The following is a 25498-nucleotide window of genomic DNA, read 5'->3' as shown; positions in this document are numbered from 1 at the left end:
TTTAAGTTTTAATCCCTTTATTGGCCAGCAGAAATTGCAGGCTTTCAGGCGGGAAAATCATGGCTTCATCATCTTCAAGCTGTTTCAGGCCAATCACTTCCTCATGGATGTTTTCCATTTTCCGATCGAGGCGTGAAGCCGTGTCAGCTGCCTCTTTCAGTTCATTCACTATTCTTTGCGGAATTTCTTTATTGTACTTGTAGTAAATCTTGTGCTCGAGACTTGCCCAGAAGTCCATGGCAATCGTCCGGATTTGAATCTCTACAGGAACCAGTTCTTCCCTGTCAGACATAAAAATGGGGATCTGGACAATCAGATGAAGGCTCTGGTAGCCATTTGGCTTTGGATGCTGAATATAATCCTTGCATTCGAGCACAGTTATATCTTTCTGGCCTTCAAGCATGGCTTTGATTTTATAAATGTCTGATATAAAGGAACATGTAATGCGGACGCCCGCAATATCCCTAATATTTTGCTTAATGGATTCTAAGGAAATCTCCAATTTTTTTCTTTGCAGCTTTTTAGATATACTATCTGGAGATTTAATTCGTGATTTTACGTGCTCGATCGGATTATAGTCATGCACATACTGAAATTCTTCTTTCAGAATATTTATTTTCGTATTTATTTCTTCCAATGCGAACTTGTGGGACATCATAAAACGCACTAAATCTGTCCTAAGCTCCTTTAATGTAATTTGTTCAGGCGTATTTGTGACCATAGGGACTCCTTTGAATTTTAGCCTTATTTTTTGGTGGCTTAAAACTGGACGGCTTTTTGCAGATTGCCGCATTTACTCCCTGTTTCTGCAATTTTGAAATAAGCAATTGAATTTTGGACAATGCTTTCACCTCAATGTGACACTGTGTCATCCTTACAATTGAATTGTATATGACATCGTGTCACACGTCAACTGAATATGACACGATGTCACAAATTTGCCTTCTTTTGATTATGGATAGCTGTTTTAGAAACAAAGATCTTGCCTATTTACATGTTAACGATTAAAGCTGTATAATAAATAATTAGTTACTCTCGATAACTATTACTCAAAGTAACTAAATTGGGAGGTTTTTCAGATCGAAACATTTCAGAAGTTTTTTCACCAGCTTGTGCTATTGTATCGCCCATTTGAGAATAGGCTGAACCATGCGTTAAGCAAGCATCATTTATACCGGGCTCAATGGTCCATCATGTATTACTTGAATAATGATGCTTCAGTTACATTGGTGGAGCTTTCACATTACCTTGGCGTTGAAAAACCAACAGTGACAAGGACGATTGCAAAATTGGAGGAGATGGGCTATTTAGAACCTGTTCCGACTAAAGACAAACGGGAAAAAGAATGCAGCTGACTGATACTGGCAGGAAGGTTTATCAGGAAGTCCGCGCAGCTATTGATGAATTTGAACGGGAAATTCTAAGAGGAATTTCAGAGGAGGAACAGCTCGAAGGGATTCGTCTGATGAGCGAAATCCGCAATAATTTAATGCAGGGAGAGTTATAAATTGAATCAGCCTAGACCGAAGCTTTGGACAAAGGATTTTATTATCGTGTCATCTGTTAATTTTTTCTTAACATTGATTTTCTATTTGCTGATGGTGACCATTGCTGTCTTTGCAGTGGATTACTATAGTGCCACAACTAGCCAGGCCGGGCTTGTGACGGGCATCTTTATTATTGGAACGCTCATTGGCAGGCTTTATATCGGGCGAGCCATTGATAACATAGGGCGTAAGAAAACACTTTTTATCGGATTGATCTTTTTTACACTGACGACTCTTTTATATTTCGTGAACATTGGAATTGCTTTCCTGCTGGTTACCAGGTTTATACACGGCATTGCTTTAGGTGTGGCAAGTACGGCGACCGGGACTATCGCTGCACAAATTATTCCGGCAGCACGCAAAGGGGAAGGAATTGGCTACTTCAGCATGAGCACAACGCTGGCGACAGCTGTTGGGCCATTTATTGGCTTATTGATGATGCAAAAGTTTCTTTCCAAATGATTTTTGTCTTCTGTTTGGCCATTGGCATCATTGCTTTGATTACATCCTTCTTTTTATACGTTCCTTCAATAGAAGCCTCAGGTGTGAAAAAGCAGGGCTTCCAAATTTCCAGTTTTATCGAGCCAAAAGCAGTCCCGATTGCGTTCATCACACTGGCAATCGCATTCGGTTATTCCGGAGTCCTCTCTTTTATCAATTTTTATGCGATAGAAGTCGATTTAGTCAAGGCTGCGAGCTTTTTCTTTCTCATCTACTCGGCCGCTGTCCTGGTTTCACGCCCATTTACCGGGCGTCTGATGGATCTTAAAGGAGCAAATTATGTTATGTACCCAGCTTTTATCTTATTTGCGGCAGGCATGTTTGTGCTTAGCACAGCAAACAGCAGTTTTACCTTGCTTTTGGCTGGAGCGCTAATTGGGCTGGGCTTTGGCAACATGCAGTCCTGCACCCAGGCAGTGGCCGTCAAGCTGACACCCGCTCATCGGATGGGATTGGCGACGTCAACGTTCTTTATCTTTCTGGATGCAGGCTTGGGATTTGGTCCCTATTTGCTGGGATTCATGATTCCGGTTACAGGCTATGGCAAGCTCTATGGAATGATGGCAATCTTTGTTTTATTATCAGCCATTTTATATTTTTTCCTCCATGGGAAGAAGGAATCTGCTGCCCTAAAAAAATTGAACACATCTGTTTCAGCTTGAACCTGAGGCATTGCAAAATTGGAACAGCCATGGACCTCTAAACCGTCCATGGCTTTTGATGTTTTAGTTCTGAACTACTGTAACCGTTTTAGGACTCGTAGTCACTGTAAAGCCCTGCTTACTTGATACATCCGCACTAATGGTATAAGTCCCATTCGGAAGATCTGCATCTGGAGTCCACTTCAAGTGAATTTCATGTTCGTTTTCCACATTAATTGTGTCAACGGTTTTTCCTGCTTCATCTTTAATGTTCACTCTCCAGTTTACGCGGTTGTTTGCGAATGCATTGATGCCGGCAGGCGTGTTTGCATTCACATTTTTATTAGGATATACACTGAAGTAGCTTACGAGCATTCCTTCATTAATATAGGAAGGATCCCCCCATACAGCATAGCTCTGGTTAAATGCATGGTCGATACCTAATACGACAACGCTCTTCGGTTCCTCTTTTACAAGGGCTGAAGTTTTTCCAGGTTCGAGCGGCATATACTTCCCGTTATACCAGATGATTGCGCCATTATAGCCGCTTCCCCTTCGTTATCTTCTGACTTAAAGGAAATCTCATATTGGCCGTCCTTTTGCTGTACCTGAATATCCGAGACTAATGGCGCGACTGAGTCTACTTGAACCGGTAGCCTTACTTCCTGAGGTTTGGCATCCTTGTAATCAAGTGTTGTTTTGATTACATACTGATAGGTTCCATCTTCAACGAATTGCCCATCTTGATTCTTAACATCCCATAAATATCCGTTAATTAAATAATCCCCGAATGCCATAATATTTTTTCGGAACTTCCATGGCTTGCCGGTATATTCACTGAAGTCGCCTAAATAATTGATCATTTCACCTTTATCATTCTCAACGAACATTTCGGTTTTTTGTAAGTTGCGGAGAGCTGTAAAGGATGGGAAAACACCCGGCAAAATAGCATTGGGAGAAATGACAATACGATCCATATTAAATGTTCCGGTATTCGGATCATATCCCATCGGGAACTGTGCCCCTTCATCGTTCCATAAGACTGTATATCCTAAGAAAGCATCTTTCTCCCAAGCAGCAGGGTCGAGGTTTTGCGGCTTGTCCCATTGACCAAAGTAGCCCATATATGGAATTGTCAGCGGCACAGCGGCATCACTGTTTTTACCTGTTGGCACAAGGCGGACATATCCTTCGATAAATGTGCCCTTTTTTACGCTATCCGGCAATTGAATCTGTACATCCAAACTCTTATTTTGTCCTGGCTTAATTTTAAGCGATTTTCCTTCTTTGCCGGTCACTTTTTCACCATTTACGATGGCAGAAGCACCTGAAATCCGCTTGCTGGTCATCGTTAAATATTCTTTGGTATCCAATTTACCGTCATTATCCAAGTCAAACTCTTTTGTTTCAGTTTCGTCTGTTAAAACATCAACGAACACTTTATATTCCAAATCTTTCACGCCTGCATCCTGAAATGCTTCCACATTCAGTTTGAATTGTGCTTTGTTTCCGGTCATTTCTTTTAGAGCAACCGCCCCTGCCTGTTCCAAAGGAGCATTTTTATTTGTGACAAGTACAGGTGTTTTGATCGCATTTTGTATTTGCATCAAACCGGATCCCTGTATGCGTGGTGAGTAAGGGACCTGGTTGTTTGCCCGCGGATCCTGAATGATTTTTGACGTATTCATTAAGGCGATTTTCGCTTTTAATGCCGTTTCTTTGGATTGCGGCAATCCTTTTTCATATAAAGCCTGAAGCAGCAGAGCTGATCCGCCTGCGACATGAGGTGCTGCCATGGACGTACCGCTCATTATTTCATATTCATTGCCGGGAACAGTGGAATAAATCCCACCGCCAGGTGCTGATAGTTCAGGTTTGGAGTCAAGTGTGTGCGGCGTTCCAAAAGATGAAAAGTCTGACATGTTATCTTTTTCAGCATTATCCACCCAAACACCTTTTCTCATCTTCATCTTCACTGTTTGTCCCTTGGACAGCTGCGAAATTAAGGCGTTCCCAACCTCCTTGCTGGTTGTTGCTGCAGGAGTTAAGTAGGGGCTAAAATACAAGAAAGGATAATCAGCTTCGTCATGAGGCGGTACAAGGATAACCGCCTTGGCACCATTTTTTCTGGCTTCAGATTGTACATATGAATATAAACCATATTTTTGATTTGGTTTTGCTACGACTATCTTGCCGGCAACATCTTTCCCGGCAAAATCAGCCGTCTTCCCTTCCCCTACATATACCATTTCATAGCTTTCTCCAGATGATAGAACTTTTGAAAGCTTGAAGTTTACATGGGTCTGATCCTGGTATGGAAGCTGCAATCCGTTTTCATCACTAAGTGCATTCATATGCAATATAGTATTTTCATAGGATGCTACTGATAGCGCAAATGGGCTGACAGAAGGTTCTCCTGCTGTTCCGATATCCGGATTTTCTGCATACGGCTTGGCAGAGGCCTCCATAATATTATTTTTTGTGCTGTAAGATGAGTTGCCTCCAGCTGCTACCACGAGAGTGCCCCGTTCAGTTGCTTCCCGGATTGACTTTTGGATCGGATCATTTTCTTCTCCAACAAAGCCGGCATCTGATCCAAGGCTCATGTTAATGACGTCAGCCCCCATTGCCACAGCGTGTTCAATTCCAGCAATAATATCATCTTCATAAGCTCCTCCGCCATTATCAGAAAATACTTTTTCAGCTAATAACTGTACACCAGGAGCAATCCCCTTAACCCCATCATTTTCTTCATCGCCATTGGCACCTACAGTACCTGCAACGTGCATGCCATGCGGACTTCCATATTGTCCGCGGGGAATGACATCCGTATCTTCATCGGCCCAGTCATAGCCTGTCGGCACTTTGTCACTATACCAGATGTCATTAATACCCGTTTCAGCGAGTTTTGCGTTGATTTCTCCCTCAGACCATTTCTGCTTGTCTTTCCCTTCATCCGTCAATGTCATATCCTGATGCGTATAGTCCAATCCGGAGTCAACTACAGCAACAAGCAGCCCTTCTCCTTCATAGCCATGCTGCTCCCAGACTTTTTGCGCCTGCACTAGCTCCTTGCTGGCACTCATGGATGGCTGAAATGTTCTCGCAATATGCACGTTCGTGATACCAGGAAGCTCCTGAATTTCTTTTAAATTACGAAACTCAGTTTCCAGACTGAAACCATTAAACCCTTCAAAAAAGCGATGCTTCACTTTCTTGATAGATTTTTTCTTTGTAAGCTTAGAAATAACCTCGTCTTGTTTTGCCTTCATTTTACTTTTTTTGCTTTGTTTCGTTTTTTCAGTACCTGCTGGCTGTTCGACCTCAACAATTACACGTAAAATTTCATTTGGCTTATATGGCTTCGTTAACCCTTTTTCATTCAGATCCTTATATCCCAGCTTGTCCACTGCATTTGCTTTGGTCTGATATTGGTGGTCCAAAAATATTTTCTGTCCCTGCTTAACAATGTCTTCGACACTTGGAGCCTGGATCTGATCTTCTTGAGCTCCTTGTGCTGAGACTGTTCCCCCGAAAAGCATTGCTGCTGCCAATGCAGAAGCCAGCACTTTATAGGGTACCCCTTTTTCAATTTCATTTCTCTCCCGCCCTTTCCCCTGGAAAAATTCAATATTTTTTAACTTTTCTTAAAATTTATTGTAGTGCCGGGTCTGAGAGAAGTAAATTGGGGGAATCTAAAAAGAGGGATCCGTTTAATTTCAGAACTTTATATCCAGATCGAAGAATCTCTTTCTATTTAAACAGTATAAAAGGCGCATTTCTGTATCTATTTTCTATTAACCTTCTCACCTTCTGGTAAAAAAGGCTTTCTTAATTACCCCAAATTGAAATCTTAAAATACCTCTTAGGAATAATATTCCACTAACCCTTGGGAAAAACAGACATCTGACATTTCCTGGCTATCTGTTTCTAGCCGATAAGGTATGCTACGATTATAGCCACAAACACAGGGGGGATGCTGTTTTGAAGGAAGGTTTAATTATAAAATATTACCGGGAACGTGCTGGATTGACCCAAACGCAGCTGGGCGAAGGGATTTGTTCTGTGACTCATATCAGTAAAATAGAGCGGGGCCATACACAATATTCGTCAGAAATTACTAATTTGATCTGTAAACGGCTGAATATAGATCTTATTAAAGAGCTTCAAAAGTTTAATATGCTGGAGACAAAACTTCATGAGTGGCTGGAGGCCATGGTTAAACAGCAAAAAGAAGATATAGAATTAATTAAAGAGGAACTAGCCCAAAATCCTTACCTGCATTTTTCGGAAACAAAATATTTTCATTCAATCCTTTTGGCTCGTTATCACCTGATGCAAGGAGAGCAGGAAAAAGGCAAATCGCTTTTAGACAGCTGCCAAAAAGCCTGGGTCACCCTTGACTGTTTTGAACGGAATCTTCTCGAGCATACATGGAGCATTTATTTTCTAAACTTACATAATTGCAAAGAAGCCATTGCCCATTTAAAGAATATTAACCCTAAAGAATATAATAACCATGAATATTATTTTCACCTCGCAACCTCTTCTCATTTGATGAATGATAGGGTAAAAGCCTATCACTATGGTACTCTTGCACTATCCTATTTTCGGGAAACCAATAATTTTAAAAGAATTCTTGATACAGAAACCGTTTTACTGATACAAATGGGTACATACGACCTTTGCCAATTTGAAGAAACCGTTAAGCAGTATCATACATTAATCAAATCCTGCCGGGCTCATAAAGAAGAAGCCAGGGAAATGAACCTTTGGCATAATCTTGCCGTTGAATACTTTGCAAAAGGCTTTTATTCAGAAGCGAGCGAGGTTTACAAAAAGCTATTGGAACAATCCGAGGTTAATCCAAACCCACCTTTAAAATTAAGCGCTATTAGAGGGTATGTTCATAGCTGCCTTAATCTGGATCATTATAAGAAACAAAATCTCAGATTCTTGCTGGACGATGGCCACAGACTGGCTGAACAATTTCAAAATAAAACCTATCAATATGTTTTTTATATGCTCGATATCCTTTTAGAAGATAAAGACATAAATGATTACTATCTCTTTTTAGAAAATACATTCCTTCCCCACCTTCATGAATTAGGGAATAGCACATTAATCTCTCTCTATGAAAAAGAACTGTTTCATTATTATAGGACGTCGTCACAGCATGAAAAAGCAAGCGCGCTTGCAGCCAAATACTTTGAACCCCACGTTCATTAAATATAATTGAGTGAGGAAAGTCTTCTATAATCCCATAGAAGACTTTTCTGTTTGTACTTTTTTTCCGCTCTCTCCCAGTCCGCCTTTTGGACTAATCCATGGTTCGTCTCCCCAAAAGGCGCTATGTCTTATGCCCCTAAAAATTCCCCCAAAAAGGAAAATATTAGATAAAAGATAATTAAGTATTTAAGAACAGCTGCCTGGCATAATTCACCTATTATTAATAGATAAGGAGAGGATCACATGCTGGAGGGGGAAATTATTAAATTCTACCGGGAAAAGTCTGGTCTTACACAAGCTATGTTAGGAGAAGGGATTTGTACTCCTACCCATGTAAGCAAAATCGAAAGAGGGAAAACAGCCTATTCACCGGAAATTATTTCACTTTTCTCTGCGGTTCTAAATATTGACATTCAAAAGGAAGTTGAATATTTTCGGGATTTGGATAAGCGCCTGCAGGAATGGCATAAAGCCATCATTATGTATAGATTAGCCAGGGCTGAGGAAATAAAAAATGAACTGGAAAGTACACCTTTTATTCAGTCTTCTAAATATGCAGCCCACTATCTGCTTTTAAAGGCAAGATACCATTTGCTGCATCAGGAGTTAGAGGATGTATCCCGGATTATTAAGCAAATTAGCCATGAGTTTCATCACCTCTCCCTTTTTGAGAGAAATTTATTTTTCCATGTTCAAGGGATGTATTATATTAATCAAGCAATAAAACCTGATTGCACGAATCAGCAAAAGGCACTTCAGGTCTTAAAAAATATCGATATAAATGAATATGGCAATGAAGAATACTTTTATCACTTGGCAATTGCCTATCATTATATTGACTCAAAAATCATGGCTTACATGTTTGCAGAAAAATCTTTGCAGCACTTCAAAAACACGAATAACTATACGATGGCGATAAAAGCTGAATCCATTATCCTCCTGCAGATCAGCAGTGATATCTTAACCGACATGGATAAACTGGCAGAACGTTATCATCATTTAATCTGGGACTGTGAACGAATTGGATATCATGACTATAAAGGGCTCCTATACAATAATTTAGGATTTGAGTATTTTAACAGAGAACAATATGCTAAGGCAAAGGATTGCTATAAACAGGCTTTGCGTTTAGCTGACAGGAATACAATCATTTATCTTCAGCGATTATACTCTTACCTTAATTCCTGTGTAGAAGGCAAATTATCCGGCAAAACAGCTCTCCTTAAAAAAGCATGCGAAGGGATTCAGGTTTCAAAGGAGCTTAAAAGCACTTTATACTTGTCGTTATTTAAACTTTCTAAGTATCAGCTTTATCATCAGCGCGAGAAATATTTTAAGTATTTGGAAGAAAAGGCTTTCCCTGAATTTGTTAAAATTAAGCATATAATTCTTATGCGCAGGTATGGCAAAAAGCTTTATGAATATTACATCGAGACAGGTCATCATGAAAAAGCCATTCATCTGAACCGGCTGCTTGAAGGCAATGAATTAATTAATGTGTAAAAAAATCCCTTGAATATTCTTTCAAGGGATTTTCCGTCCATTTCTATTTTACTGTTCCTTCAGCCTGTTGTGCATTGAATTTCCATTCCACCTGCAGCGCATCTCCCTGGAATTCGTTTTGATCCCCTCCGTTATCGACAAATTCGAACAGCACAATAATTTTATCGGTTTCCCCAGGGGCCAGGCCATCCGGCACTGTTCCCCCGCCTACAAAGTTATCAATGGCTGTTAAATCTGGAGTTTGTGATTGCAGTTCATACAAAGTCGTCTCTGCAACCTGTACGGTTGCGTTGGCCTGATTATATAGGATGGTCACTTTTATATGCTTCCCGAAATCATCTGCATTTACAGCTCCATTTAATTTTGCATCTTCTACCTGGTAGTTTGTATGCAGCAAGATCTTGGAAATATCAAGAGTGCCGCTATTTGTGATGGTAAATTCACGTGAAACTTCATCACCTGGTTTTAAATCGCCAATATTGACGATTGTTTCAGGGTTTACCGCCAAATCCAGGGTACCTGCTGCAAACGTGTTATTCGTAATCTCCGTATCGCTGAAGTAAGCGTATGTACCCCCACCCATTAATGAAAAACCTAAAGCAGCTGTCAAAAGTCCTTTACTTACCTTTTTTGCAAATCCCATGTTTCTTCCTCCTTTGGATCTTATAAATTTATTTAACTCTTATTACCTGTGGCAAATAAGAGGCATAACCGGAGTATTAAGCGTTTTTAGTTTCGTATTCTTTAAGAGCCAGAAAAATTGTCCTCGCAGCAGATAGCAGCAGGAGCAGTCCCGGGATAAACAGCAGGAGTGCGGAACCTTCTTTGGATGCTGCAAACTCAGCCGCATAGCCTGCATATGGGATGGTAAAACCTACATATTTACCGGCTATATTTTTAGGCTGGACATATTCCATATCCGGAGCGTCATTGTTGTCGCCTTTTGTTTGATATAAAACCCCGGCTTTCGTTTTCTTTACTTCGACAATTCTATGGGTAATTAATTTATCTCCTGATTTAAATGTAATAATATCTTCCTTTTTTAAATTTCTGTCCGGCTGTTTCACTACAATGATGGACCCTGTCATGAAAGTCGGTTCCATGGATCCCGATAAAACAGCTTTTGCCTGATAACCTTTAAGGGACGGTTCTCCTCCGGATGCTTTTGAGGATATCACCCAAACAGCAAGCAGACACAGGAGCATCAATCCTGCTGCACTGATACATTTACTCAGTATTTTCAAGGCTCTCTTCATTGGCTATTTCCTCCTCTTCATCCTTCTGTTTATTGTCCTTGCTGTCAGTCTGTTCTTCCGCAGGATTCGCTTGTTCCTCAGCTGGCTCTTTGTGTTCAATCACCTGATTTTCCTGTTTCCTGATAGGCATTTCTAATTGATCATCCGTTTCCAATTCGTTTGTCTTAATGTCCTCTCCCTGCTGCTGCTTCTTCTTTTGCTCCTGCAATTTTTGATAAAAAAGCTGTTCCAGCTCCTGAAGGTTAAGAGAATCATTTATTCGCAGAAGGAGTTTGTCTACTTTAATGAAACCCTTACTTACAAACTCATATCCTTCCTTTTTTTCTGCTTTTAGAAACAGTTTTTCCAGTTCAGCTCTTATTCTATGAAGTTTCTTCAAGCTGGCTGTTATCTGTTCTTTTTTCTCAAAAATTCGGAGGACGGATCTGCGGTCTCATTTAACAGCCCGTTCTTCACAAATGTTTCTAAACCGGCGTGTTCTTTTAGTATTTGTTCACTGTTTATCCTGGCTTCCTCTTCAAGCCCGTGAATATATGATGGGAAAACAAAAGCAGTGGAAATTATAATAGGCTTTGCCTCTGCCTGGCTTGTAAAGGCAGCTTCTGTTTTCCCGACAAGCTGAGTGCCTGTATAAAAACTCAGGCAGCAAAGACACGGCAAAATGAGTTTATTCAATCCCTTCTTCATCCCCCGCTCTCCTCCCGAAAAGGTGTCTGTGGAACAAGCATACGAGAGGTCATGTGCAAAGTAAATTGGGTTATTTTGCGGTATTCCAAGGCAAAATACAGGCTATTTTGATTTCCGAATTCATAAAAGACAGGCATATCACTGATCCCTATAACCCAATTGACCATTCGTGGAATTTTCAGAATAATTGACCTTGAAATACCAATCCAAACTAAGAGGTGATCAGTTTGAAAAGAAATAAGCTAAAAAAGAAAGTACTCCCTGCAGTTCTGGCAGCTTCGTTTTCCATCTTGGGACTATCACTGCCCGCAAAAAATGTGCTGGCAAATGAAGAAATCGTTAAGTATCATCAGGAATTAAAGACGCCTTCCTACATAATTGGGACCTGGCAAGCTCCTGAAGGACTGAGCAAGGAAGAAGCTGTATATGCATTCCTTCAATCCAAGGCGAACTTATTCAAAAACGCCGGCTACGAGGCCAAGGATCAATTCAAAATCATTGATCAATTCGATGATAAGCAGACAAACACACACCATTTCAGAACAGTAGAGCAATACAACGGAATACCAGTATACGGAGCACAGCAGACCATTGCTTTGGACGACAAAAACAATGTGACAGCCTTCTTCGGTAAAGTTACACCAAATCTGGCACGTTCCATTATTCCTACAGAGGCGAAACTGGGCGAAGATGAAGCATTGGAAAAGGCAAAGGAAAGCATTGAAGATAAGATCGGAGAAGTGAAGAGTTATGATGGTATAGAAGGAGAACTTGTTATTTATCCGCATAACGGGCAAAAGCATCTGGCTTATTATGTAACAGCTTCCACCTCAGCGCCGGCACCAGGGTATTGGCATTATTTTGTAGATGCTGTAACTGGAAACATCATTCATAGCTATAATGCCATCACGGAACTGACACCATCTTTACCTGAACAACCTGAGGCACAGCAGACTGCTTCTTCCCAGCCTGAACCGAAAGCACTTCCGACTGTTTCAGAACCTGTTCAAGCAAGAGGAATGGATATTTTCGGGACACTTCAATCATTCCAGGCGGTTAAAGACCCGGAAACAGGAACGCACTATTTATTCGATGGGACAAGATCTGAAGGTGTCCATACATTTAAAGCGAACCGCATGCCTGAAAACGCGTTTATAATCCTTTCAGCCCTGCTTGGAATGACCGGATTCGAGGTGGAAAGCAGAAACAACTTCTTCTATGATCCTTCTGCGGTGTCTGCCCATGTGAACGCAGGAAAAGTTTATGATTATTATAAAAAGGTACATGGCCGGGATTCCCTTGATGGCGAAGGAATGAAATTAGTTTCAACTGTCCATATCGGTTCGAAGTGGAATAATGCTGCATGGAATGGCAAGCAAATGCTATACGGAGATGGAGACGGAACCAGGATGATTTCCCTGTCCGGGGGCCTGGATGTAATCGGGCATGAAATGACACATGGAGTGATCACCAATACAGCCGATTTAATTTATGAAAATGAATCCGGTGCGATCAATGAATCCATTGCAGATATTTTAGGGGCTTTTGCTGAAAATAAAACAGGTGAAGACCTATGGTTATTGGGCGAGGATATTTGGACGCCAACTACACCAGGTGACGGTCTCCGTTCCATGAGTGATCCAGGTTCGGTCTATATCGGCGGCTATACAGAATCAGGCTACTACCCTGATCATTACAGCAAACGTTATATTGGAGAACTTGATAAAGGCGGTGTCCATATCAACAGCAGCATCAACAACAAAGCAGCCCACCTGATCACAGATGGAGGCACTCATTACGGTGTTTCGGTTACAGGCATCGGAAAAACAAAAGCCGAGAAGATTTTCTACAGAGCACTTACCCATTATCTGACAGCAAGCTCCGACTTCAGCCAAATGCGCCAGGCAGCCATCCAGGCAGCAAGAGACCTGCATCCGGATCGAAACGGACAGCCTTCAGCTGAGGTAAACGCAGTCATGGCAGCATATGATGCTGTTGGCGTCCAATAAAACTGCCTTCAAAAAAATAAAGAGAAACTCGCCACGCTTCGGCGAGTTTTTTAATATATCTTTGTCCTTCTTATAGCTGAAAGGATGCCTAAAATGACGGTTACGATATGGGATAAGAAAAAGGTATAAACATTAAAGTAAAGACTATTTGTGTATTGATTGAACCAGCCAAAACGGTAAATTCTTGAATCCGGGTTATCCGGCGTCCCGCCTAGAGCAGTGATCAGCTCACTTGTGTAATCATTCATTTCAATCATCAGCAAAACACAGCCGGCAAGTGAAAAAAGCAGAATTCCTACAGTTATTTTACCATCTTTCACCATCTTTGTTTTTACAAGCTTAAAAGTATAGACCCAGCTGGAAATAAAAACAGGTGTAAAAAGAAAGATTACGAGGATGCCTAAATTTCCATTGCCGGAAGTCACATGCGGATTTACCGTAAAAAGGTGTTCTATCAGGTAAAAACCAAAGAATGAAAACAGGAAGGACAGGATCCAAAAGATCAGTTTTTTACTCAAGAACAGACCCCTTTTCGTGATTTGCTTAATTCTAATTAGCACTATTTTATTAGCCCCGCCTTTCTTTTCATGCCGGCTTCCTACCTCACACTCTCAACCAGCAGGTAAATCCCTGTGAAAATCAAGATACTGTATGTAAAAACCTTGAAAAAACGCTGATTGATTTTAATAAATAAAATTTGTCCAAAGTATAGACCCAGCAGCACCAGCGGCAAAGCATACAAACTTGAAAGCCAAATCGTCTTATTGGTCCCTGCAAAGATTATCTGAAATACCAGACTTGCGGAGTAGATAAACAAGTAAAAAGCCAAGGTAGTTCCCCTAAGCCGCTCTTTTTGGGTATCAGTTCCTGAAAAATACAACAGGAGCGGCGGGCCGGGCATGCCAATGCTGGTTGTCATTATTCCTGACAATCCGCCCACTGAATAATCCCTGCGGCTTGTTTCTTTCACACGGAAATTCGCCATCAAAAGGATCGTTAAAAGCAAAATAATGAAACTGACAGCTAACTTCAGCCTGGAAATATCCAAAAATAAAAAAATGGAAATTCCGATAGGCAGCCCGGCTGCACTTCCAATTGCAAACCTTTTCAAAACTCCAAAGTCTGTATCCTTCTTGATTTTTGAAAATAATGCGGCAGAAATCATTAAAGATAAAATCAAATTAATTTGAATGGCTTCTCTAGGTTCAAAAAGAAGCAGCAAAAACGGTGTGGCCAAGATCGAGAAACCAAATCCCGTGCTTGTCTGCAGAATGGATGCAATTAAAATAATAAAGATGAAAAGAAAGATTTCCATGCACAAAACCTGCTTTTTACCCTATTTTAACACAGCCTGGAAACAATCTGGCACACTTTGGTCTTTTCCTATACAATAATGGAAGGAATATGCAAAAGTGTGGTGAGTTGATTGTTTAAAGTGCTATTAATTGAGGATGATGCCTCCCTTTTTTCTGAAATCAAAGACCGCCTCTCCCAGTGGTCTTATGAAGTCCATGGAATTCATGACTTCAGTGGAGTCATGAAGGAGTTTGCCGGCATTCAGCCCGATTTGGTCATTATCGATATTCAGCTTCCGAAGTTCGACGGGTTTCATTGGTGCCGGATGATTCGATCACATTCGAATGTGCCGATTATTTTCCTGTCATCCCGGGATCATCCAACAGATATGGTCATGTCCATGCAGCTTGGCGCTGACGATTTCGTCCAAAAGCCCTTCCACTTTGAAGTCCTGATTGCCAAAATACAGGCAATCCTCAGACGCGTCTATAACTATAGTGCCGTTCAGAATAACCTAAAGACCTGGTGCGATGCGGCGGTTGATTTCGAAAAGAATACCGTTACAAATGAGAGTGGCTGCATAGAATTAACGAAAAATGAAATTTACATATTAAAGCTTTTGATAGAAAGAAAAAATCAAATTGTCAGCAGGGACGATATCATTAATAGCCTATGGGATGACAAACGATTCATTAGTGACAATACTCTTACGGTCAATATTAATAGACTAAGGAAGAAGCTTGATGACATCGGGCTTGGCGCAAAGATCGAAACAAAGGTCGGCCAGGGATATATGGCAATTGAAGAGGATGCCTCGCATGTTTAGGAACTATATCAGAGAAAGGTTAAGCTGGATCCTGCTGTTCGGTTTCCTTCAGGTGCTTGCCGCCTTTGTAGTATATATGGACTCGGCCATATCCTTTAAGCCCTTCCTTTATTACACCTTTTTATCTGCAATCATTTTCACTGGATTCATCTTTCTCCGTTATCAGAAAGAAACACGATTTTACAGAGAAGTAGCCGAGCGGGAAAATAATTTAGATTTATCGAGCATACCGGAGCCTGAAAGCCCATTTGAAAAAATAATGGAGTCGGGCCTGGTTAGCCAAACCGAACGGTTTAAAAAGGAGTTCACCCAGAACTGGACACTTCTCGAGCAGGAAAAAGATGAACTGCTGTCCTGGATTCATGAAGTAAAAACACCCTTGACTGCCATGCATCTCATGATTGACCGGATTGGGGATCAGAATCTGAAATCCGCCCTAACGTATGAATGGCTGCGCATCCACCTTCTTCTTGATCAGCAGCTGCATCAAAAGCGGATTCCTTCAATGGAAAATGACTTATATATTGAAATGATTCATCTCGAAGACATCCTATTCAGCGAAATCAAATCTCTGCAGTCCTGGTGCATGCAAAAAGGCATTGGCTTTGATATGGAAATGGAAGAAACAGAAGCTCTAAGCGACGCAAAATGGTTCAGTTTTATCATACGCCAGCTTTTAACCAACGCTGTGAAGTATAGTGAGGAAACAGACATTTTGATTTCGAGTTTCCTGCAAGACAGTAAAATATCCTTGAGGATTCAGGATTTTGGCAGAGGCATCGATCAGAGGGATTTGCCTCGAATCTTTGAGAAGGGGTTCACCTCCACTGCAAATCATCATGAAAACGCAGCAACAGGCATGGGGTTATATTTAGCCAAAAAAGCCGCAGACCAGCTAAAAATAAAAATCCATGTAGAGTCTTGTTTAGGCAAAGGCACAATCATGACACTAGTCTTCCCTACGCGCAATGATTTCGTCAGCATAACAGGCATGTGACAAAAATGTCACATGCTTTTGCTGTTTGTTCGTTCAATCGAAGGAATTACATATACGTTACCTTCTATAATAAAGCTATCAAAGAAAGGATGGTTACACATGTTTGTACTAGAAGCCAAAAAAATTCATAAAAGCTACGGCAATAAATTTAATAGGCAGGAAGTATTAAAAGGAATTGATATAAAAATTGAAACGGGTGAATTTGTAAGCATTATGGGCGCTTCAGGTTCTGGGAAGACCACTCTTCTCAATGTACTCTCGTCTATTGACAGTGTTAGCGGCGGAGAAATCAAGATTGAAGAAAAGGAAATGACAAGACTGAAGGAAAAGCAGCTCGCACAGTTCCGCAAGAAGCACCTCGGGTTTATTTTTCAGGAATATAATCTCCTGGATACATTGACAGTGAAGGAAAATATCCTTCTCCCCCTTTCCGTCAGCAAAACACCAAAAAAAGAAGCAGATGAAAAGTTTGCAGCGGTTGCGAGTGAGCTCGGAATATTCGAGTTAAAGGATAAATACCCTAATGAAATTTCCGGCGGGCAAAAGCAGCGGACTTCCGCAGCCCGTGCTTTCATTCATGAACCAAGCATCATTTTCGCGGATGAGCCGACAGGTGCGCTGGATTCGAAATCAGCATCAGACTTACTGAATAAGTTAAGTGATTTAAATCAGAAAAGGAAAGCAACGATTATCATGGTCACCCATGATCCTGTGGCGGCAAGCTTCTGCAGCCGGGTTATTTTCATCAAGGATGGCCAGATTTATACTCAGCTGAATAAGGGTGATCAATCAAGACAGGCTTTTTCAAAGATATCATGAAAACACAGGGCGTTTTGGGCGGTGTGCAGCATGAGCATTAATACCATCATCCTCCGCAATTTGAAAAAGAATCTGAAAAATTATTATCTTTATGTATTCGCCCTCATTTTCAGTGTCGCGCTTTATTTCGCCTTTGTCACCCTTCAATATGACCCATCGATGTCCGAAGCAAAAGGCTCGATTAAAGGTGCAGCAGCAATCAAAACAGCCTCTATTCTGCTCGTGGCGATCGTTTCCATCTTTCTTCTGTACGCCAACACTATTTTTATCAAAAGGCGAAGCAAAGAAATCGGGCTTTTTCAGCTGATAGGAATGACAAAAAATGAAATTTTCAGGCTCCTTAGCCTGGAAAATCTCCTGCTGTATTTTGGTTCTTTGATCATTGGAATCTTTATCGGTTTTTCGGTTTCGAAATTAATACTGATGGTCCTTTTTAAATTGACAGGTGTTGAAGGAATTGCATCATTGCACTTTTCAAGTGAGGCGCTTTTGCAGACTGTCATCGTCTTTACGGTTATTTATATTTTCATCATGCTGATGAACTTTGTTTTTATCAAAAGGCAAACCATTCTATCTTTATTCAGGGTGGTTTCGATTGCAGAAGGAAAAGTCAAAAAGCTGTCCATTTTGGAAATGATATTGGGCGTGCTTGGTTTAGCCTTGATCATTGCCGGCTATTATATCTCTTCCCTTTTATTCGGCGGGGATTTCACATCCATGAACGAGCTGTTCCTCGCGATGGTGGTGATTCTTGCTTCCGTTATCATTGGAACCTACCTTTTCTATAAAGGATCGGTAAGCTTTATCGCCAGCCTGATCCGCAAAAGGAAAGATGGATACCTGAATGTAAACGAAGTGCTTTCATTGTCCTCCATCATGTTCCGCATGAAGTCGAGTGCACTGCTTTTAACGATTATTACAACTGTGTCCGCCCTTGCGATCGGGCTGCTGTCATTAAGCTATATTTCTTACTACTCAGCGGAAAAATCAGCCCAGGATAGCCTCCCTCCCACTTTTCGTTCACTGACAAGGAAGATGCAGGGAAGTTTACGGGGAGCCTTCAAAAAGAGGGATTAGAATATAAGGAAAAAAGTATTGAGTTATTGCATGTAGATGCTAATATGGAGGACATTCTGGATGTCAATCTGGAAGAAATGAATTTTGATTCACCAAACATGATCTTGCCTGTTGTAAGCGAAACATCCATAGATGGCATTAAGCTTTCTGCAAAAGAAACCGTACTGACAGGATATAATGATGCACTGCAGAAATTTATGACGCTCAAGGACTCAGGAGAACTTGAGTTCATGGGAAAAACAAACACGATTAAACAAAAATATTTAGGGTTAAAAAAAGATTTTGTTCTCCCGTTTTATTTTACATCAGGCGGGCTGCCTGTTGCTATTGTGGATGAGAAGGTATATGAAGACCTGAAAGCTGATCTAAATCCTGAACTCCAGGATGAAGATTCGCTTTTCATCGGAGTGGATATGAAGAGTGACAGCGATATTGAAAAAGCCAATACACTCTTCAAAGAAATGGAATTCAGCGGCAGAGCCGATTCCCAGCAAGAGATGAGCACAAGGCAAAAAATGAACATGGGACTGATCATGTTTATTGTCGGGTTTCTCGGTTTAACCTTTTTGGTCACTTCAGGCTGTATTCTATATTTCAAACAAATGGATCAGAGTGAGGATGAAAAACCAAACTATACAATCCTGCGGAAACTTGGCTTTACACAGGGAGACCTGCTGCGCGGAATTCAATCCAAAATGGCTTTCAACTTTGGAATTCCGCTTATCGTCGGCCTTCTGCACAGCTACTTTGCCGTACAATCCGGCTGGTTCTTCTTCGGAAGCGAGCTTTGGATGCCGATGATCCTGGTTATGGTGCTTTACACAGTGCTTTATTCGATTTTCGGAATTTTGTCTGTAATCTATTCGAAAAAAGTGATAAAAGATGCACTATAATAGAAAAACCGCTCAGGTATGCTGGCCTGAGCGGTTTTATTTGCAGTTTTGCAGAGTTTGTTTGCAAGTTCCAGCTGTTTTTTTGCAGGTTTTCTAAGGTTATTTCCTAATTTCCGATTTGTTTGCAATTTCTTCGCATTTATTTGCAAATTGTCTCATTTTATAACTTTTGATTAGCTGTGATTCAACAATTAACTTATCCAGTTCCCGGCTTAATTTCAAGGTCTTTTCATCAGTTAGTCCCCTTGAATAAATGCAATCAATCATAGCTTGTCTGGTCTGTTCTATTGCCTTTATCAATTCCATTTTTTTATCCTTCCAGCAGCGGAATTCGGGATTTATACTTTTTAACCAGCTCGCGGTTATGCTGTTCTGCTCCGTCTACATTGCCGCTTTTAAAGATAGGCGGTTCATAACCGTTTTTAATCATCACTTCCACTGCTTCCGCCATCAGGCTGTTTACAATTGCAAAGCCAATAATAGATGAAGCGGAGCCAAACCGGATCCCCAAAGCTGAATGCTCCATCATTGCGTCCCCTGGTTCTATATGATTGTCAATTGTTAAATCCACAGATGAATACAGGTATTTTCCGTCTTTGTGCCGGGAGGACTGTGTATTCGCATAACGCGGGGATGTGATCCCAATGACGAATGCTCCACTCTCTTTTGAGATTTCAGCTACATCGACTGGGACTGGATTCCGTCCTGATGTTGATGCTACAATGACCACATCACCAGGCCGGATATCAGCATTTTCCATAAAGCTTCCGGCAAGATCATTTTGTTTTTCCATTAAAGAGGAACGGACCGCTCCTTTATGAAGCATTAAATCCTCTACAAAAATAGGCTTAATCGGGGCCAGCCCACCTGCCCGGTAAAACAGCTCTTCCCCGAGCATATGAGAGTGTCCGCATCCAAATACATGAATAATCCCATTGTTTTGAATACACTCAGCCAAAGCACGGGCGGCATTTTTCATTTTTTGACCTTCTTCTTTTTCCACAAGGGTCAATAATTCTTTTACTTCATTCAGATATTTCGCAAGCATTGCTACTACCCCATTTATACCGAGACTTTTGATGCGCTTAGAGCCGCTTCATCGGCAATCACTTTCACGTTTGGATGATTTTTTAAGATGGATGCCGGGAAATGTTCATTAACTCCATTTCCAAGAAGCTTTTGAATGGCATCTGCTTTTGCTTCACCTGAAGCGAGAAGAAGGATCTCCCTGCTCTGCATGATCGTTGAGATTCCCATTGTAATGGCTTTGGTCGGCACCTCTTCGATCGTATGAAAAAACCTGGCATTGGCTTTAATTGTAGAATCTGCTAAATCAACAATATGAGTTTTAGATGAAAAAGACGTTCCAGGCTCATTGAAGCCAATATGTCCATTATTGCCGATTCCCAAAATTTGCAGATCAATGCCGCCATGGTTTTTCAGCTTACTTTCATAATTACGGCATTCTTCTCCCAAATCTTCAGCTGTACCATTAGGGACAAAAGTATTTTCCTTCTGGATGTCCAGATGATTAAACAATACTGAATCCATAAAATAACGGTAGCTTTGCGGATTTTCCCCTGAAAGACCGATATACTCATCCAGATTAAAAGTTGTCACTTTTTTATATGTTGTTTTGTTGCCCTGGTGGTCTTCAATCAACCTTTTATAAGTTCCCACAGGAGTGCTTCCGGTTGCCAATCCCAGTGTTGCTTCAGGATGCTGGCGTACCTTCCTGATGATATAATCTGCTGCGGTTTTACTCATTTCTTCATAGCTGTTTACTTTAATAATCTCCATCATGAGTTTCCTCCTTGCTTAAAAAGCTGAATAAGAATATATTTGCACTTTTAAATGCAAAATATAGTAATTAAATAAACCCATTTATAATAAATATCGTATCACCCCAAAGTATAGTTGTCTATACCAATTTCATTGTTAGAAAAGTCTTAACATAAGAACGTAAATCCTGATTTTAAGAATTTTTTATTTTAAAATGGTATAGACAACTATATTTATATTTTGGTATGATTACGACAGTTTAGTAAAACGCTTTCTTATTCATTATTTTTTATTAAGGAGAGATCTATATGTTAGGATTCTTACAAAGAATTGGTAAAGCATTAATGCTTCCGATTGCCGTCCTGCCTGCCGCAGGTCTTTTGCTCCGCTTTGGACAAGATGATTTATTGGGCATTCCGTTTATCGCAAATGCCGGCAATGCCATTTTCGCCAACCTCGCACTTATTTTTGCCATCGGGGTTGCCATGGGATTCGCGAAAGACAGTAATGGAGCAGCTGCCCTTTCAGGCGCCATCGGTTTTCTTGTATTAACAGAAGGAGCAATTGCCATCGATGAAAATATAAATATGGGAGTACTGGGCGGTATTATTGCCGGTATTATTGCTGGATTATTATATAACCGCTTCCATGATATCAAACTTCCGGATTGGCTTGGATTCTTCAGCGGCCGACGCTTCGTTCCGATTATTACTTCCGTAACGATGATTCTGCTGGCTGCCATTGCAGGTTTTGCCTGGCCTCCAATCCAGGGCGCAATCGATTCATTGGGCAACTGGATCATTGGTCTCGGTGCTTTAGGGTCAGGTCTATTTGGATTCTTAAACCGCCTGCTAATTCCATTGGGTCTTCACCACGTATTGAACAGTTTATTCTGGTTCCAGTTCGGCGAATTTGAAGGAGTTAATGGAGATATTGCCCGCTTCTTCGCCGGAGACCCGTCAGCAGGCGCTTACATGACTGGATTCTTCCCTGTTATGATGTTCGGTCTTCCAGCTGCAGCATTTGCAATCATTGCAACAGCTAAGCCTGAAAATAGGAAAGCTGTATCAGGAATGTTCATTGGTCTTGCACTAACTTCATTCCTGACTGGTATTACAGAGCCAATCGAGTTCTCATTTATGTTTATTGCACCGCTTCTATATGGAGTTCACGCCATCTTAACCGGGGTTTCCATGTGGGTTACGTCTCTGTTGGGAATCCGCGATGGTTTCACATTCTCAGCAGGCGCACTCGATTATGCGCTGAACTTTAATATCGCTGAAAAGCCGCTGCTGCTTTTAGGAATTGGCGTCATCTACGCCATTGTTTACTTCGTTATCTTCTATGCCTTAATAAAAGCGTTTAACCTGAAAACGCCTGGCCGTGAAGATGAAACAGATGTAGTTGAAGAAGAAGAGGCACCTGCCAGTCAGGGCAATAATAAGTATGAAGTTATGGCCAGCCATTTTATCAAAGATATTGGCGGAGCTGACAACATCACTTCCATTGATAACTGTGCAACACGCCTCCGCTTAAATATTGCTGATATGGAAAAGGTTAAGGAAAGTGCACTGAAAGCACATGGCGCAAAAGGAATCATGAAATTAAGCAAGACAAACCTTCAGATCATTGTTGGTACAGATGTGGAATTTGTAGCAGATGAAATGAAGAAAATTAAGAAGTAATGACTAAAAAACAGTGTCCTCTTCCGGACACTGTTTTTCTTATAGCAGCTTTATATCTGGTGGAAGCTTTGTGGAGCACAGTATTTCCAGCTCTTTTAACCGCATTAAATTATAAGATGACCCCTCCATTAGCAATTGATCTGCGAATGCCGGATGGCACATGACTTCCACTGTTTCCCCGTCTTCCGCCTTTTCTGCCAGTATGCTGAAATAATCTTCCTGAATGCTATCTCCGTAAAAATCGAATAAGCATCTGTTAGAATAACTTTTGACTCCTTCAAGCGGAAAGTCGCCATTGACTCTGAAAGGGAGATCGTATTTATTGGAAAGGCTTTGAATCACTGGGAGAAACTCTTCGCGTGTATGAACGTGATGATGGCTATCCAAATGGGAAGGCACAATACCAGCCCCGATAAAACGGTCAATTTGTGCAGACCATTCAAGCTCGAGCTCAAGTGCGGATATTCCGTCCAAATCTGCCTGTGATCTGAAGTATCCATCTTTAGTCGTTAAAGTTCTTAAATGGGATAATAACGGCTTCCCGCATGTCAGGACTAAATGGACGCCAGTTCGTAAACCCGGGTATTGTCTGGCCATTGCCAGGGCTTGCCCGGTTCCGGGCATGTTCATCATCATGGTGGCGGAATTGACAATTCCAAATAGATGGCTGTGCAAAATTCCATAGTTAACTCCGGGACTATAGCCGAAATCATCAGCATTGACGATGAGCTTAATCATGGTTATACTCCTCCGGTAACATAGCTGCAAGACAGCAAAAAACAATCTGCTGCCCTGCCAATTTTCACTTTAATTGCGCTGTTCTCTTTTTTATTGCGCCGATATTTATGTCATTTTGCGTCTGACCCTTGCTTTTTTGCGCTTTCGGGATCTGATTGCGACTTGATTTGCTTTAATTGCGCTATTCTCTTTTTTTATTGCGCCGATATTTATGTCATTTGCGTCTGACCCTTGCTTTTTTGCGCTTTCGGAATCTGATTGCGTCTTGATTTGCTTTAATTGCGCTGTTCTCTTTTTTTATTTCGCCGATATTTAAGTCGTTTGCGTCTGACCCTTGCTTTTTTGCGCTCTCGGGGCCTGATTGCGTCTTGATTTGCTTTAATTGCGCTGTTCTGTTTCTTTATTGCGCCGATATTTAAGTCGTTTGCGTCTGACCCTTGCTTTTTTGCGCTCTCGGGGCCTGATTGCGTCTTGATTTGCTTTAATTGCGCTGTTCTGTTTCTTTATTGCGCCGATATTTATGTCATTTGCGTCTGACCCTTGCTTTTTTGCGCTTTCGGGGCCTGATTGCGTCTTGATTTGCTTTAATTGCGCTGTTCAGTTTCTTTATTGCGCCGATATTTATGTCATTTGCGTCTGACCCTTGCATTTTTGCGCTCTCTGGACCTGATTGCGTCTAATTTATTGAAATTGCGGCAAGTAGGTACGATGGGCTTCGAGCATTTCATCCAGTATCTTTTTAGCTATCCTGTCGGAACCCACCAGCGGATTGATTGTCAGCGCTAGAAGAGCAGTATTGTAATCACCAGTCAGGGCGGCTTCTATGGTCACCCTTTCAAAGGATTTAATTGATTGAACCAGTCCCCTTACTGAAACTGGGAGTTCTCCGACCGCTAACGGCTTTGGCCCGTCTTTCGTTATCATGCAGCTGACCTCAACAGCTGATTCAGACGGAATGCCTGCAATGGCGCCATTATTTCGGGTGTTAACCGGCTGTATATCCCTTTTATCAGTATAGATGGAATGAATCAGCCTGCATGCTGCATCACTGTAGTAAGCCCCTCCCCTTTTTTCCAGCTGCGGCGGCTTTTCAGCAAGATCTGGATTCTGATATAACAGGAAGAGCTCTTCCTCCAGCTTTTTAACCACTTCAGCCCGAGTTCCGCCTTCTGATGCTGCCTTTACTTCTTCTTCCACCATTTCACGTGTTTTATAGTAATAATTGTGGTAAGGACAAGGAAGCACATTCAATGCCTGCAAAAATTCCGGTTCCCATCCCATCGCATGGATGTTTTTCATCGTGATCGATTGTTCTTTGTCCGTAAGCTTTTTCAGCAGATCTTCCTTGACGCTCACTCCATCGACATAGACGTCAAGACCGTATACAAGGTGGTTGAGACCCGCAAAGTCAATTCTTACTCTGCTGTGATCCACATTCATTAATTGGGCTGCCCCCATCTCCATCCCAATGGGTACATTGCATAAACCAACCACTTTTTTGATTTTGCTGTATCGCAGGACTGCTTCTGTGATCATTCCTGCCGGATTGGTAAAATTGATAAGCCATGCGTTTGGGCACAATTCTTCTATTTCACGGCAGATCTCCATAATGACTGGAATGGTTCTGAGTGCCTTAAAAAATCCTCCCGGGCCATTGGTTTCCTGGCCCAGCACTCCATATTTCAGCGGAATTCTCTCGTCCTTTGCTCTTGCATCCAATAGCCCGACACGGAATTGGGTTGTAACAAAATCGGCATTCATAAGTGCTTTTTTCTATCTAAAGTAAGCTCAATCTGTATGGGAACCCCTGCTTTTTCAACCATCCGCTTCGCTAATTGCCCGACAATCTCGAGCTTTTTTCTTCCTTCCTCCACATCTACAAGCCAAATTTCCCTGACAGGCAATTCCTGATGTCTTTTGATAAAGCCTTCAATCAATTCAGGTGTATAGCTTGAACCTCCGCCTATTACGGCTATTTTTATACTATCTGGTTGCTGTGCCATTCGTTTACC

At 41.4% G+C, this 25498-nt stretch carries 21 protein-coding genes and 4 pseudogenes; 11 read left to right on the top strand and 14 right to left on the bottom strand.

The genetic code is table 11. From position 1 onward, the window contains the following. Position 1 precedes the first annotated feature (1 nt). Positions 2-721: a GTP pyrophosphokinase gene (locus M5V91_RS07405; protein WP_071156140.1), complete on the bottom strand. Its 720-nt coding sequence runs from the start codon at positions 719-721 to the stop codon at positions 2-4. A gap of 397 nt (positions 722-1118) precedes the next feature. Between M5V91_RS07405 and M5V91_RS30355 the strand changes: the two genes are divergently transcribed. The 3 genes and pseudogenes from M5V91_RS30355 (at position 1119) to M5V91_RS07395 (ending at position 2710) form a co-directional block, all read left to right on the top strand. After that, complete coding sequence (locus M5V91_RS30355) at positions 1119-1355, top strand: MarR family winged helix-turn-helix transcriptional regulator (RefSeq protein WP_369425942.1); 237 nt, start codon at positions 1119-1121, stop codon at positions 1353-1355. Next, complete coding sequence (locus M5V91_RS30350) at positions 1346-1507, top strand: winged helix DNA-binding protein (protein WP_369425941.1); 162 nt, start codon at positions 1346-1348, stop codon at positions 1505-1507. Before M5V91_RS30355 ends, M5V91_RS30350 begins: the two co-directional genes overlap by 10 nt. A gap of 1 nt (position 1508) precedes the next feature. Beyond that, a pseudogene (locus M5V91_RS07395) lies at positions 1509-2710 on the top strand (MFS transporter). Positions 2711-2773: 63 nt separating this feature from the next. On the opposite strand, the gene M5V91_RS07390 reads toward M5V91_RS07395, so the two are convergent. Continuing rightward, the gene (locus tag M5V91_RS07390) at positions 2774-3196 is read right to left on the bottom strand and encodes a FlgD immunoglobulin-like domain containing protein (protein WP_284521958.1); all 423 of its coding nucleotides are present in this window, start codon (positions 3194-3196) and stop codon (positions 2774-2776) included. Then, positions 3160-6258: a S8 family serine peptidase gene (locus M5V91_RS07385; protein WP_284521957.1), complete on the bottom strand. Its 3099-nt coding sequence runs from the start codon at positions 6256-6258 to the stop codon at positions 3160-3162. The genes M5V91_RS07390 and M5V91_RS07385 overlap by 37 nt, the downstream gene beginning before the upstream one ends. Before the next feature lie 415 nt (positions 6259-6673). On the opposite strand from M5V91_RS07385, the gene M5V91_RS07380 reads away from it, so the two are divergent. Beyond that, positions 6674-7918, top strand: coding sequence for a helix-turn-helix domain-containing protein (locus M5V91_RS07380; RefSeq protein ID WP_284521956.1), 1245 nt, complete (start codon positions 6674-6676; stop codon positions 7916-7918). Between the two features lie 243 nt (positions 7919-8161). Further along, complete coding sequence (locus M5V91_RS07375; protein ID WP_284521955.1) at positions 8162-9421, top strand: helix-turn-helix domain-containing protein; 1260 nt, start codon at positions 8162-8164, stop codon at positions 9419-9421. 43 nt (positions 9422-9464) lie between these two features. On the opposite strand, the gene M5V91_RS07370 is transcribed toward M5V91_RS07375, so the two are convergent. The 4 genes from M5V91_RS07370 to M5V91_RS07355 form a co-directional block, all read right to left on the bottom strand. After that, positions 9465-10064: a TasA family protein gene (locus M5V91_RS07370; protein WP_284521954.1), complete on the bottom strand. Its 600-nt coding sequence runs from the start codon at positions 10062-10064 to the stop codon at positions 9465-9467. A gap of 76 nt (positions 10065-10140) precedes the next feature. Next, positions 10141-10677: a signal peptidase I SipW gene (gene sipW / locus M5V91_RS07365; protein WP_009334341.1), complete on the bottom strand. Its 537-nt coding sequence runs from the start codon at positions 10675-10677 to the stop codon at positions 10141-10143. Beyond that, complete coding sequence (locus M5V91_RS07360) at positions 10649-11056, bottom strand: hypothetical protein (RefSeq protein ID WP_284521953.1); 408 nt, start codon at positions 11054-11056, stop codon at positions 10649-10651. Before M5V91_RS07360 ends, sipW begins: the two co-directional genes overlap by 29 nt. Positions 11057-11064: 8 nt before the next feature. Continuing rightward, entirely contained in the window at positions 11065-11364 is a 300-nt protein-coding gene (locus M5V91_RS07355) for a DUF4047 domain-containing protein (protein ID WP_284521952.1), read from the bottom strand. 227 nt (positions 11365-11591) lie between these two features. On the opposite strand from M5V91_RS07355, the gene M5V91_RS07350 reads away from it, so the two are divergent. Beyond that, positions 11592-13373 carry a M4 family metallopeptidase gene (locus M5V91_RS07350; RefSeq protein ID WP_284521951.1) on the top strand — a complete coding sequence of 594 codons (1782 nt, stop codon included), beginning with the start codon at positions 11592-11594 and terminating at the stop codon, positions 13371-13373. A gap of 50 nt (positions 13374-13423) precedes the next feature. On the opposite strand, the gene M5V91_RS07345 is transcribed toward M5V91_RS07350, so the two are convergent. Both M5V91_RS07345 and M5V91_RS07340 read right to left on the bottom strand, forming a co-directional pair. Then, a complete protein-coding gene (locus tag M5V91_RS07345; RefSeq protein ID WP_019383146.1) occupies positions 13424-13891 on the bottom strand; it encodes a hypothetical protein in 468 nt (155 codons plus the stop codon). Between the two features lie 80 nt (positions 13892-13971). Then, complete coding sequence (locus tag M5V91_RS07340) at positions 13972-14688, bottom strand: sulfite exporter TauE/SafE family protein (protein ID WP_284521950.1); 717 nt, start codon at positions 14686-14688, stop codon at positions 13972-13974. Between the two features lie 111 nt (positions 14689-14799). On the opposite strand from M5V91_RS07340, the gene M5V91_RS07335 reads away from it, so the two are divergent. The 4 genes and pseudogenes from M5V91_RS07335 (at position 14800) to M5V91_RS07320 (ending at position 19281) form a co-directional block, all read left to right on the top strand. Further along, a complete protein-coding gene (locus M5V91_RS07335) occupies positions 14800-15495 on the top strand; it encodes a response regulator transcription factor (protein WP_251264541.1) in 696 nt (231 codons plus the stop codon). Further along, complete coding sequence (locus tag M5V91_RS07330; protein WP_009334334.1) at positions 15488-16492, top strand: sensor histidine kinase; 1005 nt, start codon at positions 15488-15490, stop codon at positions 16490-16492. The genes M5V91_RS07335 and M5V91_RS07330 overlap by 8 nt, the downstream gene beginning before the upstream one ends. A gap of 99 nt (positions 16493-16591) precedes the next feature. Next, positions 16592-17352, top strand: a pseudogene (locus M5V91_RS07325) (ABC transporter ATP-binding protein). After that, a pseudogene (locus tag M5V91_RS07320) lies at positions 17342-19281 on the top strand (ABC transporter permease). The pseudogenes M5V91_RS07325 and M5V91_RS07320 overlap by 11 nt, the downstream one beginning before the upstream one ends. 99 nt (positions 19282-19380) lie before the next feature. Here the strand turns inward: M5V91_RS07320 and M5V91_RS07315 are convergent. Genes M5V91_RS07315 through nagB form a run of 3 tightly spaced genes read right to left on the bottom strand, consistent with a single transcriptional unit; the run spans position 19381 to position 21081 of the window. Beyond that, positions 19381-19587 carry an aspartyl-phosphate phosphatase Spo0E family protein gene (locus M5V91_RS07315; protein WP_009334330.1) on the bottom strand — a complete coding sequence of 69 codons (207 nt, stop codon included), beginning with the start codon at positions 19585-19587 and terminating at the stop codon, positions 19381-19383. 4 nt (positions 19588-19591) lie between these two features. Beyond that, the gene (locus M5V91_RS07310; RefSeq protein WP_009334329.1) at positions 19592-20329 is read right to left on the bottom strand and encodes an SIS domain-containing protein; all 738 of its coding nucleotides are present in this window, start codon (positions 20327-20329) and stop codon (positions 19592-19594) included. Between the two features lie 14 nt (positions 20330-20343). Next, entirely contained in the window at positions 20344-21081 is a 738-nt protein-coding gene (nagB, locus tag M5V91_RS07305) for a glucosamine-6-phosphate deaminase (RefSeq protein ID WP_284522260.1), read from the bottom strand. Between the two features lie 290 nt (positions 21082-21371). Here nagB and nagE point away from each other — a divergent pair, with 290 nt between their 5' ends. Then, a complete protein-coding gene (gene nagE, locus M5V91_RS07300) occupies positions 21372-22748 on the top strand; it encodes an N-acetylglucosamine-specific PTS transporter subunit IIBC (protein WP_009334327.1) in 1377 nt (458 codons plus the stop codon). Positions 22749-22787: 39 nt separating this feature from the next. Here nagE and chbG read toward each other — a convergent pair whose 3' ends face one another. Further along, on the bottom strand, positions 22788-23486 hold the full coding sequence (chbG, locus tag M5V91_RS07295; protein WP_251174502.1) for a chitin disaccharide deacetylase: 699 nt from the start codon (positions 23484-23486) through the stop codon (positions 22788-22790). 681 nt (positions 23487-24167) lie between these two features. Further along, positions 24168-25489 (bottom strand): annotated as a pseudogene (locus tag M5V91_RS07290) (6-phospho-beta-glucosidase). Positions 25490-25498 lie beyond the last annotated feature (9 nt).

Origin of the sequence: Cytobacillus pseudoceanisediminis (assembly GCF_023516215.1) — a bacterium.
Classification (GTDB): Bacteria; Bacillota; Bacilli; order Bacillales; family Cytobacillaceae; genus Cytobacillus; species Cytobacillus pseudoceanisediminis.
This window is presented reverse-complemented; position numbering and strand designations above follow the sequence as displayed.